Annotated in this window: 14 protein-coding genes and 1 pseudogene; 9 read left to right on the top strand and 6 right to left on the bottom strand. The window is 69.7% G+C overall.

Going from position 1 to position 17,682, the window contains the following annotated elements; all coding sequences use genetic code 11:
* The first annotated feature begins 1 nt into the window (after position 1).
* Positions 2-3,148 carry a glycoside hydrolase family 38 C-terminal domain-containing protein gene (locus ACFYOY_RS44835; protein ID WP_351905930.1) on the top strand — a complete coding sequence of 1,049 codons (3,147 nt, stop codon included), beginning with the start codon at positions 2-4 and terminating at the stop codon, positions 3,146-3,148.
* A gap of 220 nt (positions 3,149-3,368) precedes the next feature.
* Here the strand turns inward: ACFYOY_RS44835 and ACFYOY_RS44830 are convergent, their stop codons facing one another.
* The 3 genes from ACFYOY_RS44830 to ACFYOY_RS44820 all read right to left on the bottom strand — a co-directional run bounded on the left by ACFYOY_RS44830 (position 3,369) and on the right by ACFYOY_RS44820 (position 5,267).
* Positions 3,369-3,677: an AraC family transcriptional regulator gene (locus ACFYOY_RS44830; protein ID WP_351905927.1), complete on the bottom strand. Its 309-nt coding sequence runs from the start codon at positions 3,675-3,677 to the stop codon at positions 3,369-3,371.
* A gap of 359 nt (positions 3,678-4,036) precedes the next feature.
* Positions 4,037-4,186 carry a hypothetical protein gene (locus ACFYOY_RS44825; RefSeq protein WP_351905924.1) on the bottom strand — a complete coding sequence of 50 codons (150 nt, stop codon included), beginning with the start codon at positions 4,184-4,186 and terminating at the stop codon, positions 4,037-4,039.
* Positions 4,187-4,349: 163 nt separating this feature from the next.
* Positions 4,350-5,267, bottom strand: a complete 918-nt coding sequence (locus ACFYOY_RS44820; protein WP_388593669.1) for an AraC family transcriptional regulator — start codon at positions 5,265-5,267, stop codon at positions 4,350-4,352.
* Positions 5,268-5,365: 98 nt separating this feature from the next.
* Between ACFYOY_RS44820 and ACFYOY_RS44815 the strand changes: the two genes are divergently transcribed.
* Positions 5,366-6,355: an SDR family NAD(P)-dependent oxidoreductase gene (locus ACFYOY_RS44815; RefSeq protein WP_388593666.1), complete on the top strand. Its 990-nt coding sequence runs from the start codon at positions 5,366-5,368 to the stop codon at positions 6,353-6,355.
* Between the two features lie 665 nt (positions 6,356-7,020).
* On the opposite strand, the gene ACFYOY_RS44810 is transcribed toward ACFYOY_RS44815, so the two are convergent.
* Complete coding sequence (locus tag ACFYOY_RS44810; RefSeq protein WP_351906367.1) at positions 7,021-7,728, bottom strand: GntR family transcriptional regulator; 708 nt, start codon at positions 7,726-7,728, stop codon at positions 7,021-7,023.
* Between the two features lie 118 nt (positions 7,729-7,846).
* Here ACFYOY_RS44810 and ACFYOY_RS44805 point away from each other — a divergent pair, with 118 nt between their 5' ends.
* The 7 genes from ACFYOY_RS44805 to ACFYOY_RS44775 all read left to right on the top strand — a co-directional run bounded on the left by ACFYOY_RS44805 (position 7,847) and on the right by ACFYOY_RS44775 (position 16,584).
* Entirely contained in the window at positions 7,847-8,683 is an 837-nt protein-coding gene (locus ACFYOY_RS44805) for a fumarylacetoacetate hydrolase family protein (protein ID WP_351906364.1), read from the top strand.
* A 14-nt stretch (positions 8,684-8,697) separates the two neighbouring features.
* Positions 8,698-9,624, top strand: a complete 927-nt coding sequence (locus ACFYOY_RS44800) for a VOC family protein (RefSeq protein ID WP_351906361.1) — start codon at positions 8,698-8,700, stop codon at positions 9,622-9,624.
* Between the two features lie 292 nt (positions 9,625-9,916).
* Complete coding sequence (locus tag ACFYOY_RS44795) at positions 9,917-11,125, top strand: MFS transporter (RefSeq protein WP_351906358.1); 1,209 nt, start codon at positions 9,917-9,919, stop codon at positions 11,123-11,125.
* An 11-nt stretch (positions 11,126-11,136) separates the two neighbouring features.
* Positions 11,137-12,624, top strand: coding sequence for a bifunctional 3-(3-hydroxy-phenyl)propionate/3-hydroxycinnamic acid hydroxylase (locus ACFYOY_RS44790; RefSeq protein WP_388593661.1), 1,488 nt, complete (start codon positions 11,137-11,139; stop codon positions 12,622-12,624).
* The gene (locus ACFYOY_RS44785; protein WP_388593658.1) at positions 12,621-13,463 is read left to right on the top strand and encodes an SMP-30/gluconolactonase/LRE family protein; all 843 of its coding nucleotides are present in this window, start codon (positions 12,621-12,623) and stop codon (positions 13,461-13,463) included. Before ACFYOY_RS44790 ends, ACFYOY_RS44785 begins: the two co-directional genes overlap by 4 nt.
* A complete protein-coding gene (locus tag ACFYOY_RS44780) occupies positions 13,460-15,457 on the top strand; it encodes an acetoacetate--CoA ligase (RefSeq protein ID WP_351906349.1) in 1,998 nt (665 codons plus the stop codon). The genes ACFYOY_RS44785 and ACFYOY_RS44780 overlap by 4 nt, the downstream gene beginning before the upstream one ends.
* A 164-nt stretch (positions 15,458-15,621) precedes the next feature.
* Entirely contained in the window at positions 15,622-16,584 is a 963-nt protein-coding gene (locus ACFYOY_RS44775) for an amidohydrolase family protein (RefSeq protein WP_351906346.1), read from the top strand.
* A gap of 228 nt (positions 16,585-16,812) precedes the next feature.
* Here ACFYOY_RS44775 and ACFYOY_RS44770 read toward each other — a convergent pair whose 3' ends face one another.
* Both ACFYOY_RS44770 and ACFYOY_RS44765 read right to left on the bottom strand, forming a co-directional pair.
* Positions 16,813-17,001: a hypothetical protein gene (locus tag ACFYOY_RS44770; RefSeq protein WP_388593654.1), complete on the bottom strand. Its 189-nt coding sequence runs from the start codon at positions 16,999-17,001 to the stop codon at positions 16,813-16,815.
* A 41-nt stretch (positions 17,002-17,042) separates the two neighbouring features.
* A pseudogene (locus ACFYOY_RS44765) lies at positions 17,043-17,333 on the bottom strand (ABC transporter substrate-binding protein); the annotation flags it as partial.
* Between the last annotated feature and the right edge of the window lie 349 nt (positions 17,334-17,682).

Genomic DNA, 17,682 nt, shown 5'->3' with positions numbered 1-17,682 from the left:
CATGCCCAAGCCACCGCTGACCCGGCCGTCCTGGTGGGACGCCGACATCGCGCGCGACCTGCTGAAGGAGCGCGTGGCCACCACTGCCGGCCTCGGCGGCCTGCAGGTGCGGCTGTCGGGAGAGCCTCTGCTGCGCCATGACGGGACGGGCGGCCTGCTGCAGTCCATCCGGCTGCGGATACACCGCCCCGACGGCGCACCCCCGCGACAGCGCGTCACCAGGGCCACCGTCACCACCAGCGGGGGCACCCCCGTCCACTGCGAGATCATGCCGGGGCCGGGAGGCGACACGCGCCTCCTGGTCCCGGAAGTGGACGCACCCACCTCCTTGCTGATCGAGCTTCCGGAACTCGAAGAGGGCACCCAACTCGTTTTCGAGGCACGCCCGCAGCGCCACTGGACGCTGCATCTGGTGCTCCACTCCCACCTGGACATCGGCTACACCGACCCGCAGGGCCGGGTGATGGCCGAGAGCCGCGCCTACCTCGACTCGCTCCTGGAGCTGTGCCGGGACACCGACGACTGGCCGGAACCTGCCCGGTTCCGCTGGGCCGTCGAAGCGTTTCACTCCTTCCAGGACTGGCAGGCCAACCGGCCCCGGCGCCAAGTGGAGAGCTTCCTGGACCGGGTGCGCGAGGGGAGGGTCGAACTCACGGCTATGCCGTTCAATCTGCACACCGAGACCTGCTCCACCGATGAACTGCACGAACTGCTGCGCCCGATCACCGACTTGCGCGACCGGCACGGCGTCGACATCACCACGGCCATGCAAACGGACGTGCCCGGTCAGGTGGTGGGTCTGCCCGACGTCCTCACGGACAACGGCATCCGCTACCTGTCCGTGGCGCACAACTGGGCGGGCCGCGCCGTGCCCCACCTCGTCGGCGGGGAACACCTTCCCCGCCTGTTCCGCTGGCAGGCGCCGAGCGGCAACAGCGTCCTGGTCTGGCGGACGGACACCCCGCACGGCCTGGCCTACATGGAGGGCTCGATCCTCGGATTCGACGAATCCTACGACCACGTCGACGACCTGCTGCCCGCCTACCTCAGCGCGCTGGCCAAGTTCCCCTACCCCCACGGAGGACGGGGGATCCCCGGCTTCCCCGCCCTCGGCCTGCCCGATACGGCCGACCCCTATCCGTGGGACGTCCTGCATCTGCGGGTGCTGGGCAAGTTCGCGGACAACGGCCCGCCGCGCCGCATCATCTCCGACACGGTGCGCCGCTGGAACGAACAGTGGGCGTATCCACAGCTGCGGGCCTCCCGCAACCAGGACTTCTTCGAGGACGCCGAGAAGCGCGTCGGAGACCGCCTGGAGACCTACCGGGGGGACTGGAGCGACTGGTGGGTCGACGGAGTCGGTGCCGGTGCCGTCCCGCTGGCCGCCACCCGACGCGGGCAGGCAGCCCTGGCCGAGGCACAGACCGTGGCGGGGTACGCCCACCTGATGGGTGTCCCCGGCAGCACGGCCGTCACCACGAGCGCACCGACTGTCTACCGGTCCGCTTCGCTGTTCAACGAACACACCTGGGGTGCCGGCGACCCCTGGACCCACGGCGACCACGGCCACGGGTCCGGTGAGAAGCAGTGGCACTGGAAGTACTCCCAGGCCATGCGCGCCCATGACGGAGCGGAGACCCTCCTGGACGCGGCCTCCGCCCTGCTGGGCGAAGCCTTCGCCGCCCCCGACGACGCTCTGGCCTCCTTCTACGCCGTGAACACCTGCAGCTGGCCGCGCACCGAGACCGCACGGCTCTTCCTGCCGGAGAGCACCGTCGCGCTCAGCGAAGCCGTCCAGGTCCTCGACGCGCGCACTGGCACACCCCTGCCCTTCGCGGAGGAGGCCCAGAGCAACGAGCGCCACCGCGCGGCCGGCCGTTTCCTGCACGTGCCTGTCACGGACGTGCCGGCCTGCGGAGCCGTGCGCCTGGACATCGTCACCAGCGCCGAGCCCATGGCACAGGACAGCGAAGACACGACGCTGTCCGCCGACGCCACCGTCCTGGAAAACGACCACCTGCGCGTCACGGTCGACCTGCGTGAGGCGTGCATCGCCTCCATCGTCGACAAGGTCACCGGTCACGAGATGGTCCGTCAGGACGCCGTCATCGGCTTCAACGGCTACGTCTACGACGAGTACGCCACGGCCGGCGCGTTCAACCACCAGTCCAGCAAGACCGTCGCCGACGACTCGATGCACCTGCTCGCCTCACGCAGCACCGCCCCGCCCGCGGCACTCGTCGACCGCACGGCGGACGCCACCGGCCAGACCCTGGTCTACGAATGCGCCCCGGCCGGCACCCGTCGACTCCGCGTCAAGGTGCACCTTCCGCACAACGCGGCCCGCATCGACATAGAGAACCGCATCGAGAAGACCGCCACACTGACCAAGGAAAGTGCCTTCTTCGCCTTTCCCTTCGCCCTTGACAACCCTGTCGTGCACACGGAGGCCACGGGCGGTGTCCTCGGTACCGACCGTGAGACGGTGCCGGGCTCGGCGGCCCACATGCGTGCCATCCGGCGCTGGATCAGCCTGAGCGACGGCATCCACCACGCCGCCCTGGCGACAGCCGACGCCCCGCTCGTCCAGCTCGGCGGGATCGCGATCCCTTACGTCCCCTACCCTCAGTCGCTGCCGCAGGAAGAGCCGGCCAGTGTCTTCTCCTGGGTGCACAACAACATCTGGGACACGAACTTCCCCGCCCAGCAGGCGTTCGACCACGTCTTCCGCTACAGCGTCGGGTTCACCACAACCGCGGGGAACGCCGCGGCCCACGCCGACGAGCTCGCCGTACGCGTCGCGGCTGTCACCAGCCACCCGTTGGTGCCGGTCCGCGCCCGCGCCGGAGCCCGGACCGAAGCTCTCGCCCAGACACAGTTCCTGGCCCTGGACGATTCCCGGATTCGACTCGTCGGCGTCACCGTTCCTGACCACGGCAGAGTGCTGCTGCGTCTGCAGTCGGTGGTCGATACCCCCGTCATCTGCCGTCTGAGCGTCCCCTTCGCCGTTGCCCGCGCAGTCCGCACCAACTACCTGGGCCTGGCTCCACGCGACATCAGCCCGGAGCCGGACCGTGCCATCCCGGTCGACGTTCCGCCGCTCGGAACGGCAGCCGTCGTCCTCCACCTGCAATCCTCCACGGACTGAAGCGCGGTGGCGCAGTCGAGACTGAGTCGCGGCTGACCCGCTGGCATCGGTACGAGCTCGCTGAGGGCCAGGCCCTCAGCGAGCGGGACTGCATGGCTCATAGGGGCTGTTGCGGTCGGCGGGCGGCGGGCTCCGAACAGGGGCCCGAGCAAGCCGTGCTGACGCCCGAGCTGGTGGATGGCCGCGGCATTGGCGCGGAGCTTCGCGGCAGTGGCTGGCCTCAGGGGCGGCTCGTCCGACGGGTCGGGGCAAGGAAGCCACCCACAGTCATTCCCGTCTCCCGCGCGAAATGCCGCAGGAAGGTCGCTCGGGACATGCCCGCCGCTCCACTGAGTCGGTCGATCGTCCCGTCGGCTTCCGGCTTGTTGAGGAGGGCTTCAACAGCCCTCTGGATTCGGTCATCGGCTGCTGCGGTCCACAGCGTGGTCTTGGTCATGGCGGGGGAGGACCTCAGCACCATCGCAAGCAACACGGTGGAGAGTGCTGACAGGATGGCCGCAGTCCTGTCCTTGCCGAGAACTTCACCCATGCAGGTCAGGCAGCATGGTGATATTGGTTGAGGAGGCTGGCCCACCGGCTGGAGCTCCGGTCGGGCGCTGGATCGATGCCGGCTCGCGCAGCTGCTCCAGCTGCGTTGCCAGGAGGTACTGGGCTGTGCGTTGCCGGGCGGCGTCGGCGGCCTTCGTCGCGGCGGCAACCGCGTCCGCGCCGTTCGGGTTCGCGCGGAACCAACGGCGGGCGTGCGAAAGAAGATGGGTGCGGCTCTTCCTGAGTGACGAAGTTGATCAAGCTGCAAGGGCGTACGAGTCCGGTGCTTGACCTGGGTGGGCGCGATGATGCTCGCGGGCGAGGTGGTAGCGCCAGTACGGGGCCTGTCAAACGTTCGGCTCATCCAAGATTTTCGTGGGCGTTGATCGACCAGGGACCGTAGTCGGCAGGTCGTTGGGGGCTGCGGCGGGAGTGGACGACGAGGATGACGCGCTTGCGGAGCAGCCGGATGCCGGCCTTCCCGGCCAGGGCAACCGCGATCGCGTTCACGGCTGCCTGCAGAGCAGGAGTCCGCCGCTGGTAGCGCACCGTCAGGCCCGCCCTGTTCTGCGAACGTCGTCTTCGGGCAGTCGGGATTCTCGCAGTACAATCTCCACCGGTGTGATGGACGGTATCGGCGCGGCCATAGGTCGCAGCTCCCGATTCCACGGGTTCAGGACGCCTGTGTCGTTTTGCGGTAGTCCCGGGGTGACATGCCGTTGATCCGCTTGAAGGCCGTACTCAGCGCGCTCTCGGAGCCGTAGCCGACCGTGCGGGCGATGGCGGATACCGTGTCGGTCCCTTGCCGCAGGTGGCGTGAGGCGAGTTCCACCCGCCACCGGTTCAGGTAGTCGAGCGGCCCGCGGCCGACCGTGGTCTTGAAACGTGCGGCGAGCGTCGACCGCGACACGGCACAGGCCTGCGCGAGCTCGGCGACCGTCCACGGGTGCTCCGGTCGGCTGTGCAAGGAGGTCAGCGCCGCCGCCACCACCGGATCTCCGAGGCCTGCGAGCCAGCCGGAAACAGCCTCCGGATCCCGCGCGAGGTGCAGACGCAGGACGTGTACGAGCATCACGACCGCCAGGTGCTCGGCCACCAGTATCGAGCCCATGAGCCCGTCGCGCAGTTCACGGTCGATATGGGCGAGCGCCCATTGCAGGGTCTCGGCCTGAGGCGTTCCGGCAGGTATGTGTATTAAGGGAGGCAGGCCTTCGAGCAGCAGTGTGTGCGCCCGGTCGCTGAACGAGAAGCGGCCGCCCACGAGGAGGACGTCGTCCTCCCCGTCGCCCGTGCGCGCGACCCCGCCCACGGGCGACGCGAAGACGCGGTCGGCGTCGACGGCCACGGCTTGCGGGTCGCTGCGAAGGGTGAAGCGTCGCGGCTGGGTCAGCAGATAGCAGTCTCCCTCCTCCAAGGCGAGCGGGTCGCCCATGCCCTCGACCTCGATGAGGCAGTGACCGCGCCGGACGGCGTTGAACTTCACATCGGACGGCGCGTCGAACCGGATGGCCCACCGGCCTCCCGCGACCAGGCTCGAGGAGAGGTGACTCCTTGTGTCGAGCAGGGTCAGAACATCCTCTAGGGGATCCATCCGGGACTCCTTCTGGACGTTTGAGCAAGTTTCTCGGACTTTTGCTTATAGAGCGTCCACATTTACGACTGTAGCGTCAAGGAACACCGAAGGCCCCCATGAAAAGGCTCCACATGTACGACGATCACGACCGCGTGACCACCCCCTTCCACTCGCATGCCACCGCCGCGGAGGTCATCCACGGCGTGGACCTCACCGGACGCCGGGCCCTCGTGACCGGCGGAGCCTCCGGGATCGGTGTCGAGACGGTCCGCGCCCTGGCCGGCGCCGGAGCGGAGGTTACGATCGCCACGCGCAATCCCGCCTCCGCCGCCGACTTCGTCCGTGACCTCACGGCCGCTCACGGCTCCGGATCGGTCCGGGTGGCGGCGCTGGACCTGGCAGACCTTCTGTCGGTCGACGCCTTCGCACGCACCTGGCAGGGCCCGCTCGACATCCTCGTCGCCAATGCAGGGATCATGGCCGTCCCGGAGCGCACGGTCAGCGCCCAGGGCTGGGAGCTGCAGCTCGCAACCAACCACCTCGGGCACTTCGCGCTGGCCACCGCGCTGCACGGCAGTCTGCGCCAGGCCGACTCGGCCCGCATCGTCATCGTCAGCTCCGGGGCCCATCTGACAGCAGCGTTCGACTTCGACGACCCCCAGTTCGAACGGCGGCCCTACGATCGCTGGACGGCGTACGGCCAGTCGAAGACGGCGGACGTCCTGCTCGCGGTGGGGGCCCGCCGCTGGGCTACAGATGGGATCGCTGCCAACGCGGTCAACCCGGGATGGATCAACACGAACCTGCAGCGCCACATCGACGACGCCACCATGCGGGCCCTCGGCGCCATCGACGAAGAGGGAAACATCATCCCGCAGCCCTACTACAAGGAGCCCACCCAGGGGGCTTCGACGTCGGTGCTGCTCGCTGCGTCCCCACTGGTGAGCGGTATCACCGGACGCTACTTTGAGGACAACCAGGAGGCGCGCCCTGTCCAGGGCGCCGAGGAACAGCCCGGCGGCGTCGCCGCCCACGCGCTCGACCATGAGGCCGCCGACCGTCTCTGGGACTACGCCACCGCCACGGTAACGGCGGTCCTCCGCTGAACGCACGCCCCGAAGCTGCAACTTGGTGAGCGCCCTCTCCCCGCGGCCACGGGGAGAAACGGGCCGGGCCCTGTGGCGCTGACTCCGTCTTCACCACCTTCTGTACCTACTTCGAGTATGAGTCCCGACGACGGCAGTACGTCGGCCGCGGCAGGCACATGCGCTCGCAGGGGCCAATGAGCCTCTTCCAACCTGACTAGTGTTGATGCGCCGGAAATTGCGAGCGAGGAAGGCAGCCCAGGAGCGGTCCGTGCGCTGCGGCGACGGGTCGAACCCGGCCCCCTTCGGGATCTTCCAGACCGTGGAGGCGGCGAGGTTGCGTGCCAGGCCGACGAGCTCGCCGTGGATGCGGCGGTATCCTGTGGGGCTCGAATAATGGTCGCTCCTGGGCAAGAGGCGTAGCTGTACTCGTTGATCACGCCGCCGACCAGACTCAATGACCCAGCTGTGCCGCACAGTCTTCCCGCCGTCGGCGCCGACCGTTGTACAGCCGACTCTTCTATAGCGGTTGTTCCCGGGAAGGCGGTCGCGAGGGGCGGCCTTTCCCTTCACCGGTCCGGCGCTGCGCCGTTCGGAAACGCACACGCCCGCCGGGGGTTCTCTCTCCGCGGGAAGACCCCGTCAGCCGGCCGGTGTGCCGGGCTCCCGCACTCCGAGCCCGGCCCTCACGGGGAGGAGGGGCCGCGGTCCTGCTTGCTTTCGTCCTCGCGCCGCCCGTAGTCGTTGAGCAGCAGGTGCGTGGTGATGGTGATGTGTCGGCTGAGCGCCTCGACGACGCCTGGTACGTCCCGTTCGATGGCGCGATCGCAGATGGTCTTGTGCTCTGCCGCGATATCGCGGTTGCTGTGCTCGGTCGGTGTGCGGGCCCAGCAGCGGTAGACCTCCGCTGCCTCGCGCAGCTGTGTGGCGATGTCCCGCAGCTGCCGGTTGGGGCATCCCTCCAGCAGGACGCGGTGGAAGCGGGCGTGGGCGTTCAGCCAGCGTTCGTTGATTTCGCCGGCGTCACCGAAGACGGGAACGCGAGCGAGATGGTGGTGCGCGGCGAGCAGATCGGACTCCCACTCGATGGTGCCGGCGGTGACGGACTCCCGGACAAGGTGGGTCTCGATGAACACGCGGGCCTCGGTCAGCTCCTCCAGGCGCTCGGGTGAGACGGTGACGACCCGGAACCCCTGTTGCGGCGCGAAGGTCGCCAGTCCCTGGCCGACCAGCCGGGGCAGTGCCTCCCGCAGTACCCCGCTGCTGGCGCCGTACTTCTCCTTCAGCGCCTCCACCCGCAGACGTGAACCGGGTTCGTGTCGTCCGTTGAGGATGTCCGCGCGCAGCCGCTGGTAGATCTCCTCGGCGCGGGTCATGGAGCTGGTAGTCGCCATGTCGCAGATTCTAGCGCATCTAGATATTCCAAAAAAATCTCGAGATTTTCTTGACGTGTCGACTGGGAAGGGCGTTGACTCCAGTCATCCAGAAGCTGGAAGACCGGAGGGGCACGCTATGCGGACGACGACCAGAGCAGGACGGATGTGTCTGGTGACCGGGGAGGCGGTGATCGATGCCGAGCAGGCCAGTGCAGGCCGGTTCCCGGCTGATCCGCTGACCGTGTTCGAGGAGTGGGACGCCTTCCGGTCCTGGGCCGCTGAGCTGGAGGCTGCGGGTGTCCAGGCGTCGGCGGGGCCGGATGGCAGCGTCTCGCCGACACCGCGGCAGGTGTTCGCGATCGGGCTGAACTACCGCGACCACGCCGAGGAGGCCGGCCTGGCGACGCCTGAGTCCCCGTCGGTCTTCACCAAGTTCGCCACGTCCCTCACCGGCCCCGACACGCAGCTGCGGCTGCCCGGTGGCCGCGTTGACTGGGAGGCCGAGCTGGTGGTGGTGATGGGGCGCCGGGCGGAGCACGTTGCCGCAGCGGACGCCTGGTCCTACGTGGCCGGGCTGACCGTGGGGCAGGACTACTCCGAGCGCGATGTGCAGTCCGTGGGCCCCGTGCCGCAGTTCTCTCTCGGCAAATCCTTCCCCGGATTCGCGCCGACCGGCCCGGTGCTGGTCACGGCCGACGAGTTCGCCGATCCGGACGACCTTGCGATCGAGTGCCTCGTCAACGGGGAGAGCGTCCAGAAGTCACGCACCTCTTCGATGATCTTCCCGGTCCCGGAACTGATCGCACGGCTGTCCGCGGTGTGCCCGCTGCTGCCGGGCGACCTGATCTTCACCGGCACCCCCTCAGGAGTGGGACACGCCCGCACTCCCCAGCGCTATCTGCGGCCGGGAGACGAGGTCGTCACGCGTATCGAGGGCATCGGACAGCTCCGGCAGACCTGCGTCGCCGCCTGAGAGAGGGGCGCTCCATGGCTTTGCACAGGCTTCAGTCACTCACCGTCGGAGTGCCGGATGTGGCCGAGGCGGCCGACTACTACGTCGACTTCGGACTCGAGCAGGTGGCACCCGGACGGTTCGCCACCGTCGAGGGCGGTGAGCAGTTCTTCCTCGAGAACTCTCCCGTCCGGCGGCTGCTGGGGATGGCGGTCGCCGCCGACGACGGCGACGACCTGGACCGGATCGCCGCGAACCTGGACCGGCTCCAGCTGCCGTGCGAACGCGGCACCGGCTCCCTGCGCACCAGGGAACCCATCGCCGGTATATCGGTCGAGGTCCGTGTCGCACCCCGGCTGACCCGGGTCACCGTCGCGGCCACCCCGTACAACGGCCCCGGACGCCTGGACCGCGCCGGCACCCGGGCACCCGTGCTCTCCCGCACCGACCCGGTCCGACCCCTGGCCCTGGGCCACGTCGTCATCGGTTCGGTGGAGCAGGAGTCGACCCAGCGGTTCTTCACCGAAGGGCTCGGTTTCAAGGTCAGCGACGTCGTGCCCGGCACGGCCGCGTTCATGCGCTGCTCCACCGACCACCACAACGTCCTGGTGCAGCAGGCGCCACTGAACTTCCTGCACCACACCTCGTGGCAGGTGACGGATGTCGACGAGGTGGGCCGGGGCGCCACGAGCATGCTCACCGAGCACCCGGAACGTCATGTATGGGGGCTCGGCCGCCACCACATCGGGTCGAACTTCTTCTGGTACCTCAAGGACCCGGCCGGCAACTTCAGCGAGTACTACGCCGACATGGACTGCATCGTCGACGACCAGCTGTGGACGCCACGCTCCTTCGAGGGCCTGCAGGCGCTCTATGCCTGGGGACCTCCGCCTCCGCCGTCGTTCCTCGCCCCCGAGGACCTGGCTGCGCTGATGACCGGTGCCCACACGGCCAACGGCTGAGCGTCCCCGACACCGTGAAGTGCAGCGGGGCACGCGGCCCCGCCCCGCGCCCGGTCCGCTTCACACCGATGAGGCCCGAACCACCCTTCCTCGAGCCGACCCGCCGTCGGCGCGCCGCACAGAAGTACCTCCGCCCTTTCACGCAGCGCCGCGGTCAGCGGTCGCGGCGGGTGGGAGCGCCGAGATCGGAGCCGGAACATTGAGCACATCAGCGTTCGCCCGTGGGGGCGGCCGGTCGTCCCCGGGGCCTTCATCGCCGGCGGGCACCGCACTCGCCGTCGGCCTGGCAGTGATGACACTGGAGGGTTTCGACCTTGTCGCCTTCGGCGCGACGACACCGCTGCTTCTGGACTACCGTCCCTGGCACCTCTCCATTGCCTTCGTCGGCCTGCTCGGCAGCCTCACCCCCATCGGCATGCTCGTCGGTTCCTTGCTGGTCGGCCAGTTCACCGACCGGTTCGGCCGGCGCCGCACGACGCTGATCAGTATCGGGGCCGTCAGCGCCGGGATGTTCGCCTGCGCCGTGGCCCCCGTTCCGTCGCTGTTCGGCGCGGGCCGATTCGTCGTCGGGCTCGGTGTCGGCGCGATCTATCCGGCGATGGGCCCACTGATCTTCGAACTCGCCCCGGACGGACGCAAGAACCTGTTCTCAGGGATCGTGCAGTGCGGGACCGCCGTCGGCGGTTCCTTCGCGGCCCTTGTCGCCAACACCCTGCTGACGGGGCACAGCTTTCATCTGGAGTACCTGGTCGGCGGCATCGCCGGTCTGCTTCTGCTGCCCATGGCCTTCGCCTGGCTGCCCGAGTCCATGGAGTATCACCGGGCGGTCAGCGCGTCGGCCCCGGTCCCCGACCGCCGCGGTGTGTGGCTCGTGTTGAAGCCGCCCTACCTCGGCACCACGGTGATGTTCTGCGCCATGGCGGTCCTGTCGTTCCTGCTCATCTTCGGGGTGAACACCTGGTTGCCGCAGCTGATGCAGACGGCGGACTATCCGTTGCAGAACTCACAGACCTTCCTCATCCTGCTGAACCTCGGCGCCACCGTCGGCGGGCTCGCCATGTCGCTCCTGGCCGACCGTGCCGGATCACGCGGGCCGATCACGGCCTGCTTCGTCCTCGGAGCCGCGGCGATCGTCGCCATGAGCACCCGGCTTCCGCTGCCGGTGCTCTACGCCATCGTCATCGTCGGCGGCTGCGGCGCGGTCGGGGTCCAGGGGCTGATCAACGTGTACATCTCGCGCTCCTACCCGGTGACCGCGAGGGCCAGCGCGGTGGGCGTCGCGCTCGGAGCGGGCCGCGTCGGCGCCATCGCCGGGCCCACGCTCGGCGGCTGGATTCTCGCGGCCGGCCTCCAACCCCGTTGGAACTTCATCCTGTTCGCCGTCCCCGCCGTCCTCGGTGCGGCCCTCACCCTGGCTGCCGGCGGACGAGCACCGCGGAATCAGGGCCGTCCCGCTCCCTCGCTGCGCGCCAAGGAGCCGACGGCCGGACAAACACAATGAGAGAGCACACCATGGACACCTACGACGTCGCCGTCGTCGGCTGCGGCCCGGTGGGGCTGACCCTCGCACGGCTGCTGGCGATGAAGGGGCTGCGGGTCGCCGCCATCGACCCCAACCGGCTCGTCTGCCCTCATCCGCGCGCCACCCATCTCGACGACGAGATCATGCGTCTTCTGCAGACCCTGGGCGCGCAGGACATGGAACACCGGTTCCTGCGCCAGACCGCCTGGACACTGCACCGGGAGGACGGGCGGGCCTTCCTACAGCAGATGCTGCCCGAGGAGGAGTCGGACCAGGGCTGGCGCACCGACTACCAGTTCCACCAGCCGGACTTCGAGTCGCGGCTGCGGGGGCTGCTCGCGGCCGACGCGAACGTGGACCTCTGGTTCGGCTGGACGGTCAGCGCGATGGAGCAAGATGACACATCGGTGCGGCTGACGCTGCTCGACCGGTCGACCGGAGCCGAAAGCGCGCTCACGGCCGGCTACGCCGTCGGCTCGGACGGCGCCAACTCCTTCGTCCGGCAGGCGATGAACGCTGAAGTCGAGGACCTCCACGGGACTCAGCGTTCCCTCATCATCGACATCCACCCCTTCGAACATCCCGCACAACTCCCAGCGGACAGCGGATTCATCCTGTGCCGGGGGAAACGGCCCGTGACCTATCTGCCGATCTTCCCGCCGATGCTCCGCTTCGAGTTCATGCTGCTCGACGAGGACGACGCCGCAGAACTCGAACGACCGCAGTCGGTGTACGACCTGCTGAGCCGCTGGCTGGAACCGGGCAGCTACCGGATCATGCGCACCGACACCTACGAGTGGCACGCCCGGCTCGTTCGCGGCTGGCGGTCCGACCGCCTGCTGCTCGCCGGCGACGCCGCACACCAGATGCCGCCCATGCTCGGCCAGGGCATGTGCTCCGGGCTGCGCGATGCCGCGAACCTGGCATGGAAGCTCGCCGCCGTCGTGAGGGGCGAGAGCCCCTCAGCGCTGCTCGATACCTACGAAAGTGAGCGCGCCCGGCATGTGCGCCCCTACATCGAGGAATCCGCCCGGCAGTCCAACCTGATCGAAGCGCTCGGTACGGGCGCGGTTCCCGAGCCGAACGGAACGCAGACGATCGAGAGGTTCCGGCCGCTGCTGGGACCGGGCCTGGTCACCCGGCCCGGCGGTGCCATCGGGCAGCTGAGCCCACAGCCGCGCGGCGCGAGGGGGGAGAGGCTGGACGATGCGAGCGGATACGGCTTCACCGTTGTCGGGAGCCCGGGGGTGACCTCCGCCGTGTCCGCGGACGTGCGGCAGATGTGGCGCCGGCTGGACGCCGTGGTCGTCCCGGAGACCGGACCGGCCGTCGACCGCTGGCTGGCAGCCCACTCGGCGGCCGCGGCGATCATCCGTCCGGACCGCTACACCTTCGCGCTGGCCACCGACACGGCGGAACTGGAGCAGGCCACCCGCGACTTGGCGCGGACGGCATCGATACAGGAGGCGGTGGCGTGAAGAAGTACGCGGCCGGGATGAGGTGGGGGGAGGGCCCCCGCTGGCAGCGCGGTGCGCTGTGGCTGTCCGACACACAGGGCGGGAAACTGTGGACCGACCACGGCGGTCGCTGGCGGGGCATCCCGCTGGACGCGGTACCCAACGGCCTGTGGTTCCTGCCGGACGGGCGGCTGGCCGGCGCCATGATGCATGAGCGGCGCATCGGAGTGTGGACCGGTGAGCAGTTCGCCACTTACGCGGACCTGAGCGCGGTGGCCACCGGTCCGCTCGGCGACATGGTCGGTGACCCGCACGGCAACCTCTACGTGGACGATGTCGGCTTCGCCGCGCACGCCGGTGAGCAGCCACGGCCTGGCCGGTTGGTGCGCGTCGCAGCGGACGGGTCGGTACGCGTGGCCACCGAAGACGTCGAGTTCCCCAACGGCCTGGCCCTCGTCGACGACGGTCGCACCCTGCTCGTCGCCGAGACCACCCGGCAACGGCTGACCGCCTTCACCGTCGCGGGCGACGGGGCGCTCACGGACCGGCGCACCTACGCCGACCTCGCCCATCTGGTCGGTACCCACGCCCGGCCGGACGGTATCTGGCCGACACAGGACGGCGTCTGGGTGGCCACCACCACCGGACACGCCGTCGCCCTGGTCCGGGAGAACGAGCTGGTCACCTCGGTGGACACTGGGGAGCTGCTGCCGATCGCGTGCTGCGGAGACGGCGGGAACCGGCTGTTCGTCACCCTCGCCGACACCCATGGCCTCCCTCTGGGGGAGGCCATGGCCGCGAAAGCGGTGCACACGACGGTCGCACTGCTCGAGACCACGAAGGAGGGGGACGCCGGATGAGCACGAAGCAGCCGGACTGGACCCCGACGCCACAGGCCGTCGAACACTCCCGGATCACCGACTTCGCGCGGTTCGCCTCGCCACGCGCCGGACGTGACCTGGGCGGTGACTACCACGCGCTGTGGGCGTGGTCGGTCGACGACGTGAACGGCTTCTGGGCGGCGGTGTGGGACTACTTCCGTCTGCCCGAGCGCCCGGCAGGGCCCGCGCTGGCGGCCGAGGCGCTGCCGGGAGGCGTGTGGTTTCCCGGCAGCACGCTGAACTACACGGCCGAAGTCTTCCGCGACCGGACCGGCACCGACACCGCCGTCATCACGGTGACCGAGGACACCGGCCCGGTGGCCATCACCTGGCACGAACTGCGCCGTCAGGTCGCCTCACTCGCGCAGGCGCTCACCGAACTCGGCGTGCGCATGGGCGACCGGGTGGTGGGGTACCTCCCCAACGGCGTGCAGGCCGTCGTGGCCTTCCTCGCCACCGCCGGTCTGGGCGCGACCTGGGCGGTGTGCGGGCAGGACTACACCGCCGCCGCGGCCGAAGCGCGGTTGGCGCAGCTCCGGCCGACCGTGCTGATCGCCGCGACCGGCTGTTTCCACGGCGGAAAGCACATCGACCGCCGCGCCGATGTAGAAGCCCTGCGCGACGCGCTGCCGACCCTCACGGCGACCATCGCCGTGGGGGACGCGGCAGGGGCGGTGCCCGGTGCCCTCCCGTGGTCCGCGCTCACCGAGCGCGACGCCGAACTGGCCCCCGTACCAGTCCCGTTCGACCACCCGCTGTGGGTCGTGTTCTCCTCGGGCACGACGGGACCGCCGAAGGGCATCGTGCACGGGCACGGCGGGGTCGTGCTCGAGCAGCTCAAGAACCTGGGCCTGCACCTGGGCCTGCGCTCCGGGGACCGTTTGCTCTGGCACACCACACCGAGCTGGATGATGTGGAACGTCCTGGTGGCCGGCCTGCTGCTGGGCGCAACGGCCGTCTGTTACGAGGGCAGCCCTGCCTATCCCGGCATCGATGCGCTCTGGCGGCTCGCGGCCCGACTGGAGGTGAACGTCCTGGGCACCAGCCCCGGCTACCTGGCGGCGTGCCGCAAGGCCGGTGTGCGGCTCGCCGACCACCATCCGGCCTCTCTCGAGCGCCTGGGGGTCACCGGCTCGGCGTTCCCCGCCGACCTGCAACACTGGGTCGCCGGCGAACTCGGGTCACGGACACAGGTCGTGTGCACCAGTGGTGGCACCGACGTGGTCACCGCGTTCCTCGGCGCCGCACCCACCACGCCGGTCTGGGCCGGTGAGCTGTCCGCCCCTTGCCTGGGCGTGGCCGTGGAAGCCTTCGGCCCGGACGGCAGGCCGGTGCGGGGCGAGGTGGGGGAGCTGGTGGTGCTCCGGCCGATGCCGTCGATGCCGCTGTACTTCTGGGACGACCCGGACGGCTCGCGCTACCGCGGCGCCTACTTCGACGTCTACCCGGGGGTATGGCGGCACGGCGACTGGATCACCATCACCGACCACGGCTCGGTGATCCTGCACGGCCGGTCCGACGCGACGCTGAACCGCCACGGCATACGCATGGGAAGCAGCGACATCTACGGTCCGGTGGAGCAGCTCGAGGAGATCGCGGAAGCCCTCGTCGTCGGGGTCGAGCAGGACGGTGGCGGCTACTGGATGCCGCTGTTCGTCACCACCACCGACGGCATCGACGTCGATGACGTGCTGAGCGAGAAGATCCGCGACGCCATACGCCATGGCGCCTCCCCCCGCCACGTCCCCGACGAGATCATCCAGGCCCCCGGCATACCGCACACCCGCACCGGCAAGAAACTCGAAGTCCCCGTGAAACGTCTGCTGCGCGGAGACGCCCAGCGCTCCGTGGTCGACCCCGGCAGCGTCGACAGCCCCGAACTCATCGACTGGTACGTCCACATCGGCGCCGCCCACCGTATGCGCAACGGCACCGCTGCCGGCTCCGTCGCGGCCCGGTCACCGAACGGCTGACCGGGCGGCATCGCCCCCGGCAGGGGGCCGGGCCGTCCGGAAGCCGCCGGGCGGGGGCGGACACGTCTCGCCCCCGCCCGGCAGGCTGCCGGCCTTGAGGCTCTTACCGCCGCCGCCGGCCACCGGCACACCACCACAAGGACATGTGACGAAGGAGTCCTGCCATGACCTACATCGCGCTGGAAGAAGCCTTCACCATCCCGGAGCTGTTCGCGCGCCAGCCCTCGACGCCCCAGAAGATCCAGGTCAGCGACCAGTACGCCAAGGACTGCCGACGCCGCCTGGCCGACTTCGAGGAGCACCGTCTTCCCGAGATGGACGCGCACGGCATCGACATCCAGGTCCTGTCGCTGAGCGTCCCCGGTATCCAGGCCGACACCGACGCCGGCGCCGCCGTCGACAACGCCCGGTTCGCCAACGATCACCTGGCCCGGACCATCGCCCGCCACCCGACCCGCTTCAAGGGGTTCGCCGCCCTGCCTCTGCAGGACCCCGCCGCCGCCGTGATCGAACTGGAACGCTGCGTCGAACAGCTCGGCTTCAGGGGAGCGCTGGTCAACGACCACACGCAGGGCCGGTACCTGGACCATCCCGCGTACGGGGAACTGTGGAGCGCGCTGGAGGAACTCCGTGTGCCGTTGTACCTCCACCCCGGCTCACTGCCTCGCGATGACTGGCACGTGATGCGCGGACGGCCGGAGATGTACGGGGCCAGCTGGAGTTGGCAGGCCGAGACCGGCGGCCACGCCATGCGGCTGATCTATGCCGGAGTGTTCGACCGGCACCCCGGTGCGACCCTGATCCTCGGGCACCTCGGCGAGTTTCTGCCGTTCCAGCGCTCCCGCTTCGACTCGCGTTACCGCTCGCTCCAGGTCGACGCTCCGCTTGAGCGGATGCCGTCGCAGTACTTCGGGAGCAACATCCTGATCACCACAAGCGGGGTACTGGCCCCGGAGGCCGTGCAGGCCGCCGTGCTGAGCATCGGGGCCGAAGCGGTCATGTTCGCGATCGACTACCCGTACGAGTCCACCGCCGAAGCGGTGGACTCGATCGAGAAGTGCGACCTTTCACCCGAGGTGAAGGAGAAGATCGCCCATCTGAACGCCCGGCGCGTGCTGGGCATCTGACCAGCACGAAGCCGTGCGGTGCTCGAGGCAGCCAGCGCAGGCACCGCGTTGCCGACGCCGGCTGTCGACCGCGGTTCGCCCGCCTCCTCGCCGCCTCATCCGGCGAGGGACGGCCGACGGCCGCGCCAGGGCTCAGGGAGACACATGGCCGCCCCACCGGTCACCGGCGCGGCGCCACGTCCGCTCACAGGAGGCAGAAGCAGGTCGCCCATGCCGATGCCACGGCCCTTACGGGCCTCGGAGACCGGCAGGCCCGGACGCCCCCTCGCCCTGAGGCAGGAGGGCCCCGATCTCGGCCGCCGGCCGACCGGTGTGCAAGCTGATCAGGTCGGTGAGCAGACCGTCCAAGGGCGGCCAGGGGATGGCGCCGTGGTCGTTGTAGAGGCTGACCAAACCGTGCAGGGCGGTCCAGAGCATGAGTCCGGCCTGCCACCGCTGATCCGCCGCGCACCGCTTCCGCTCATCGCGAAGTAGTTCGGGTATTGCCGCTCGGTGTTAACGCCGAGTCCCATCAGGCCCACGAAATATCGGTTGCGTTCGGCGATGAGCGGCATCGCCGGAGCGAGCGCGTTCGTGCCGTAGCCGCCGAGCACAAGGTCGACCTCGTCGACGTCCATCAACCGCCGGTAGATGTCGGGGACCAGCGTGCCGTCGGTTCGATCGTCGTAGACGACGAGCTGGACGGGACGCCCGAGCAGTCCACCGCGGCTGTTGACGCCGTCGGTCCAGATCTTCTGCGCGAGGGGGGCCGAACGCCCCGAGCGGCCCGGTCAGAGACATGCTCACTCCGATCGTGACCGCCTCTGCCGGTCGTTGGCCGCCGGATACCGCAACGCGCGTTCCGAAAGAGCTGCGTCGTTTCCCGTGCCGCTCTCGTCTGGCGCGTCTGCGCCTGTGGCGGACATGACCATCCTTACGATGTTTCTGCGCTTTTCTTCGTGGTGTGCGGTCGCCGACCGCTCGCTGAAACACTGGGAGGCGGGGGGGGGGGGGGGGGGGGGGGGGGGGGGCCGGCGCCCCCCCCCCCCCCCCCCCCCCCCCCCCCCCCCCCCCCCCCCCCCCCCCCGCGGGGGGGGGGCCCCCCCCGCCCCCCCCCCC

The organism is Streptomyces sp. NPDC007875 (assembly GCF_042868035.1).
GTDB lineage: Bacteria > Actinomycetota > Actinomycetes > Streptomycetales > Streptomycetaceae > Streptomyces > Streptomyces antimycoticus.
This window is presented reverse-complemented; position numbering and strand designations above follow the sequence as displayed.

Bases quoted from the DNA above. Each gene is read 5' to 3' on its own strand.
- ACFYOY_RS44835 (WP_351905930.1), top strand. From the start codon at position 2: ATGCCCAAGCCACCGCTGACCCGGCCGTCCTGGTGGGACGCCGACATC.
- ACFYOY_RS44830 (WP_351905927.1), bottom strand. From the start codon at position 3,677: ATGGGTGAAGTTCTCGGCAAGGACAGGACTGCGGCCATCCTGTCAGCA.
- ACFYOY_RS44820 (WP_388593669.1), bottom strand. From the start codon at position 5,267: ATGGATCCCCTAGAGGATGTTCTGACCCTGCTCGACACAAGGAGTCAC.
- ACFYOY_RS44815 (WP_388593666.1), top strand. From the start codon at position 5,366: ATGAAAAGGCTCCACATGTACGACGATCACGACCGCGTGACCACCCCC.
- ACFYOY_RS44810 (WP_351906367.1), bottom strand. From the start codon at position 7,728: ATGGCGACTACCAGCTCCATGACCCGCGCCGAGGAGATCTACCAGCGG.
- ACFYOY_RS44805 (WP_351906364.1), top strand. From the start codon at position 7,847: ATGCGGACGACGACCAGAGCAGGACGGATGTGTCTGGTGACCGGGGAG.
- ACFYOY_RS44800 (WP_351906361.1), top strand. From the start codon at position 8,698: ATGGCTTTGCACAGGCTTCAGTCACTCACCGTCGGAGTGCCGGATGTG.
- ACFYOY_RS44795 (WP_351906358.1), top strand. From the start codon at position 9,917: ATGACACTGGAGGGTTTCGACCTTGTCGCCTTCGGCGCGACGACACCG.
- ACFYOY_RS44790 (WP_388593661.1), top strand. From the start codon at position 11,137: ATGGACACCTACGACGTCGCCGTCGTCGGCTGCGGCCCGGTGGGGCTG.
- ACFYOY_RS44780 (WP_351906349.1), top strand. From the start codon at position 13,460: ATGAGCACGAAGCAGCCGGACTGGACCCCGACGCCACAGGCCGTCGAA.
- ACFYOY_RS44775 (WP_351906346.1), top strand. From the start codon at position 15,622: ATGACCTACATCGCGCTGGAAGAAGCCTTCACCATCCCGGAGCTGTTC.
- ACFYOY_RS44770 (WP_388593654.1), bottom strand. From the start codon at position 17,001: ATGCTCTGGACCGCCCTGCACGGTTTGGTCAGCCTCTACAACGACCAC.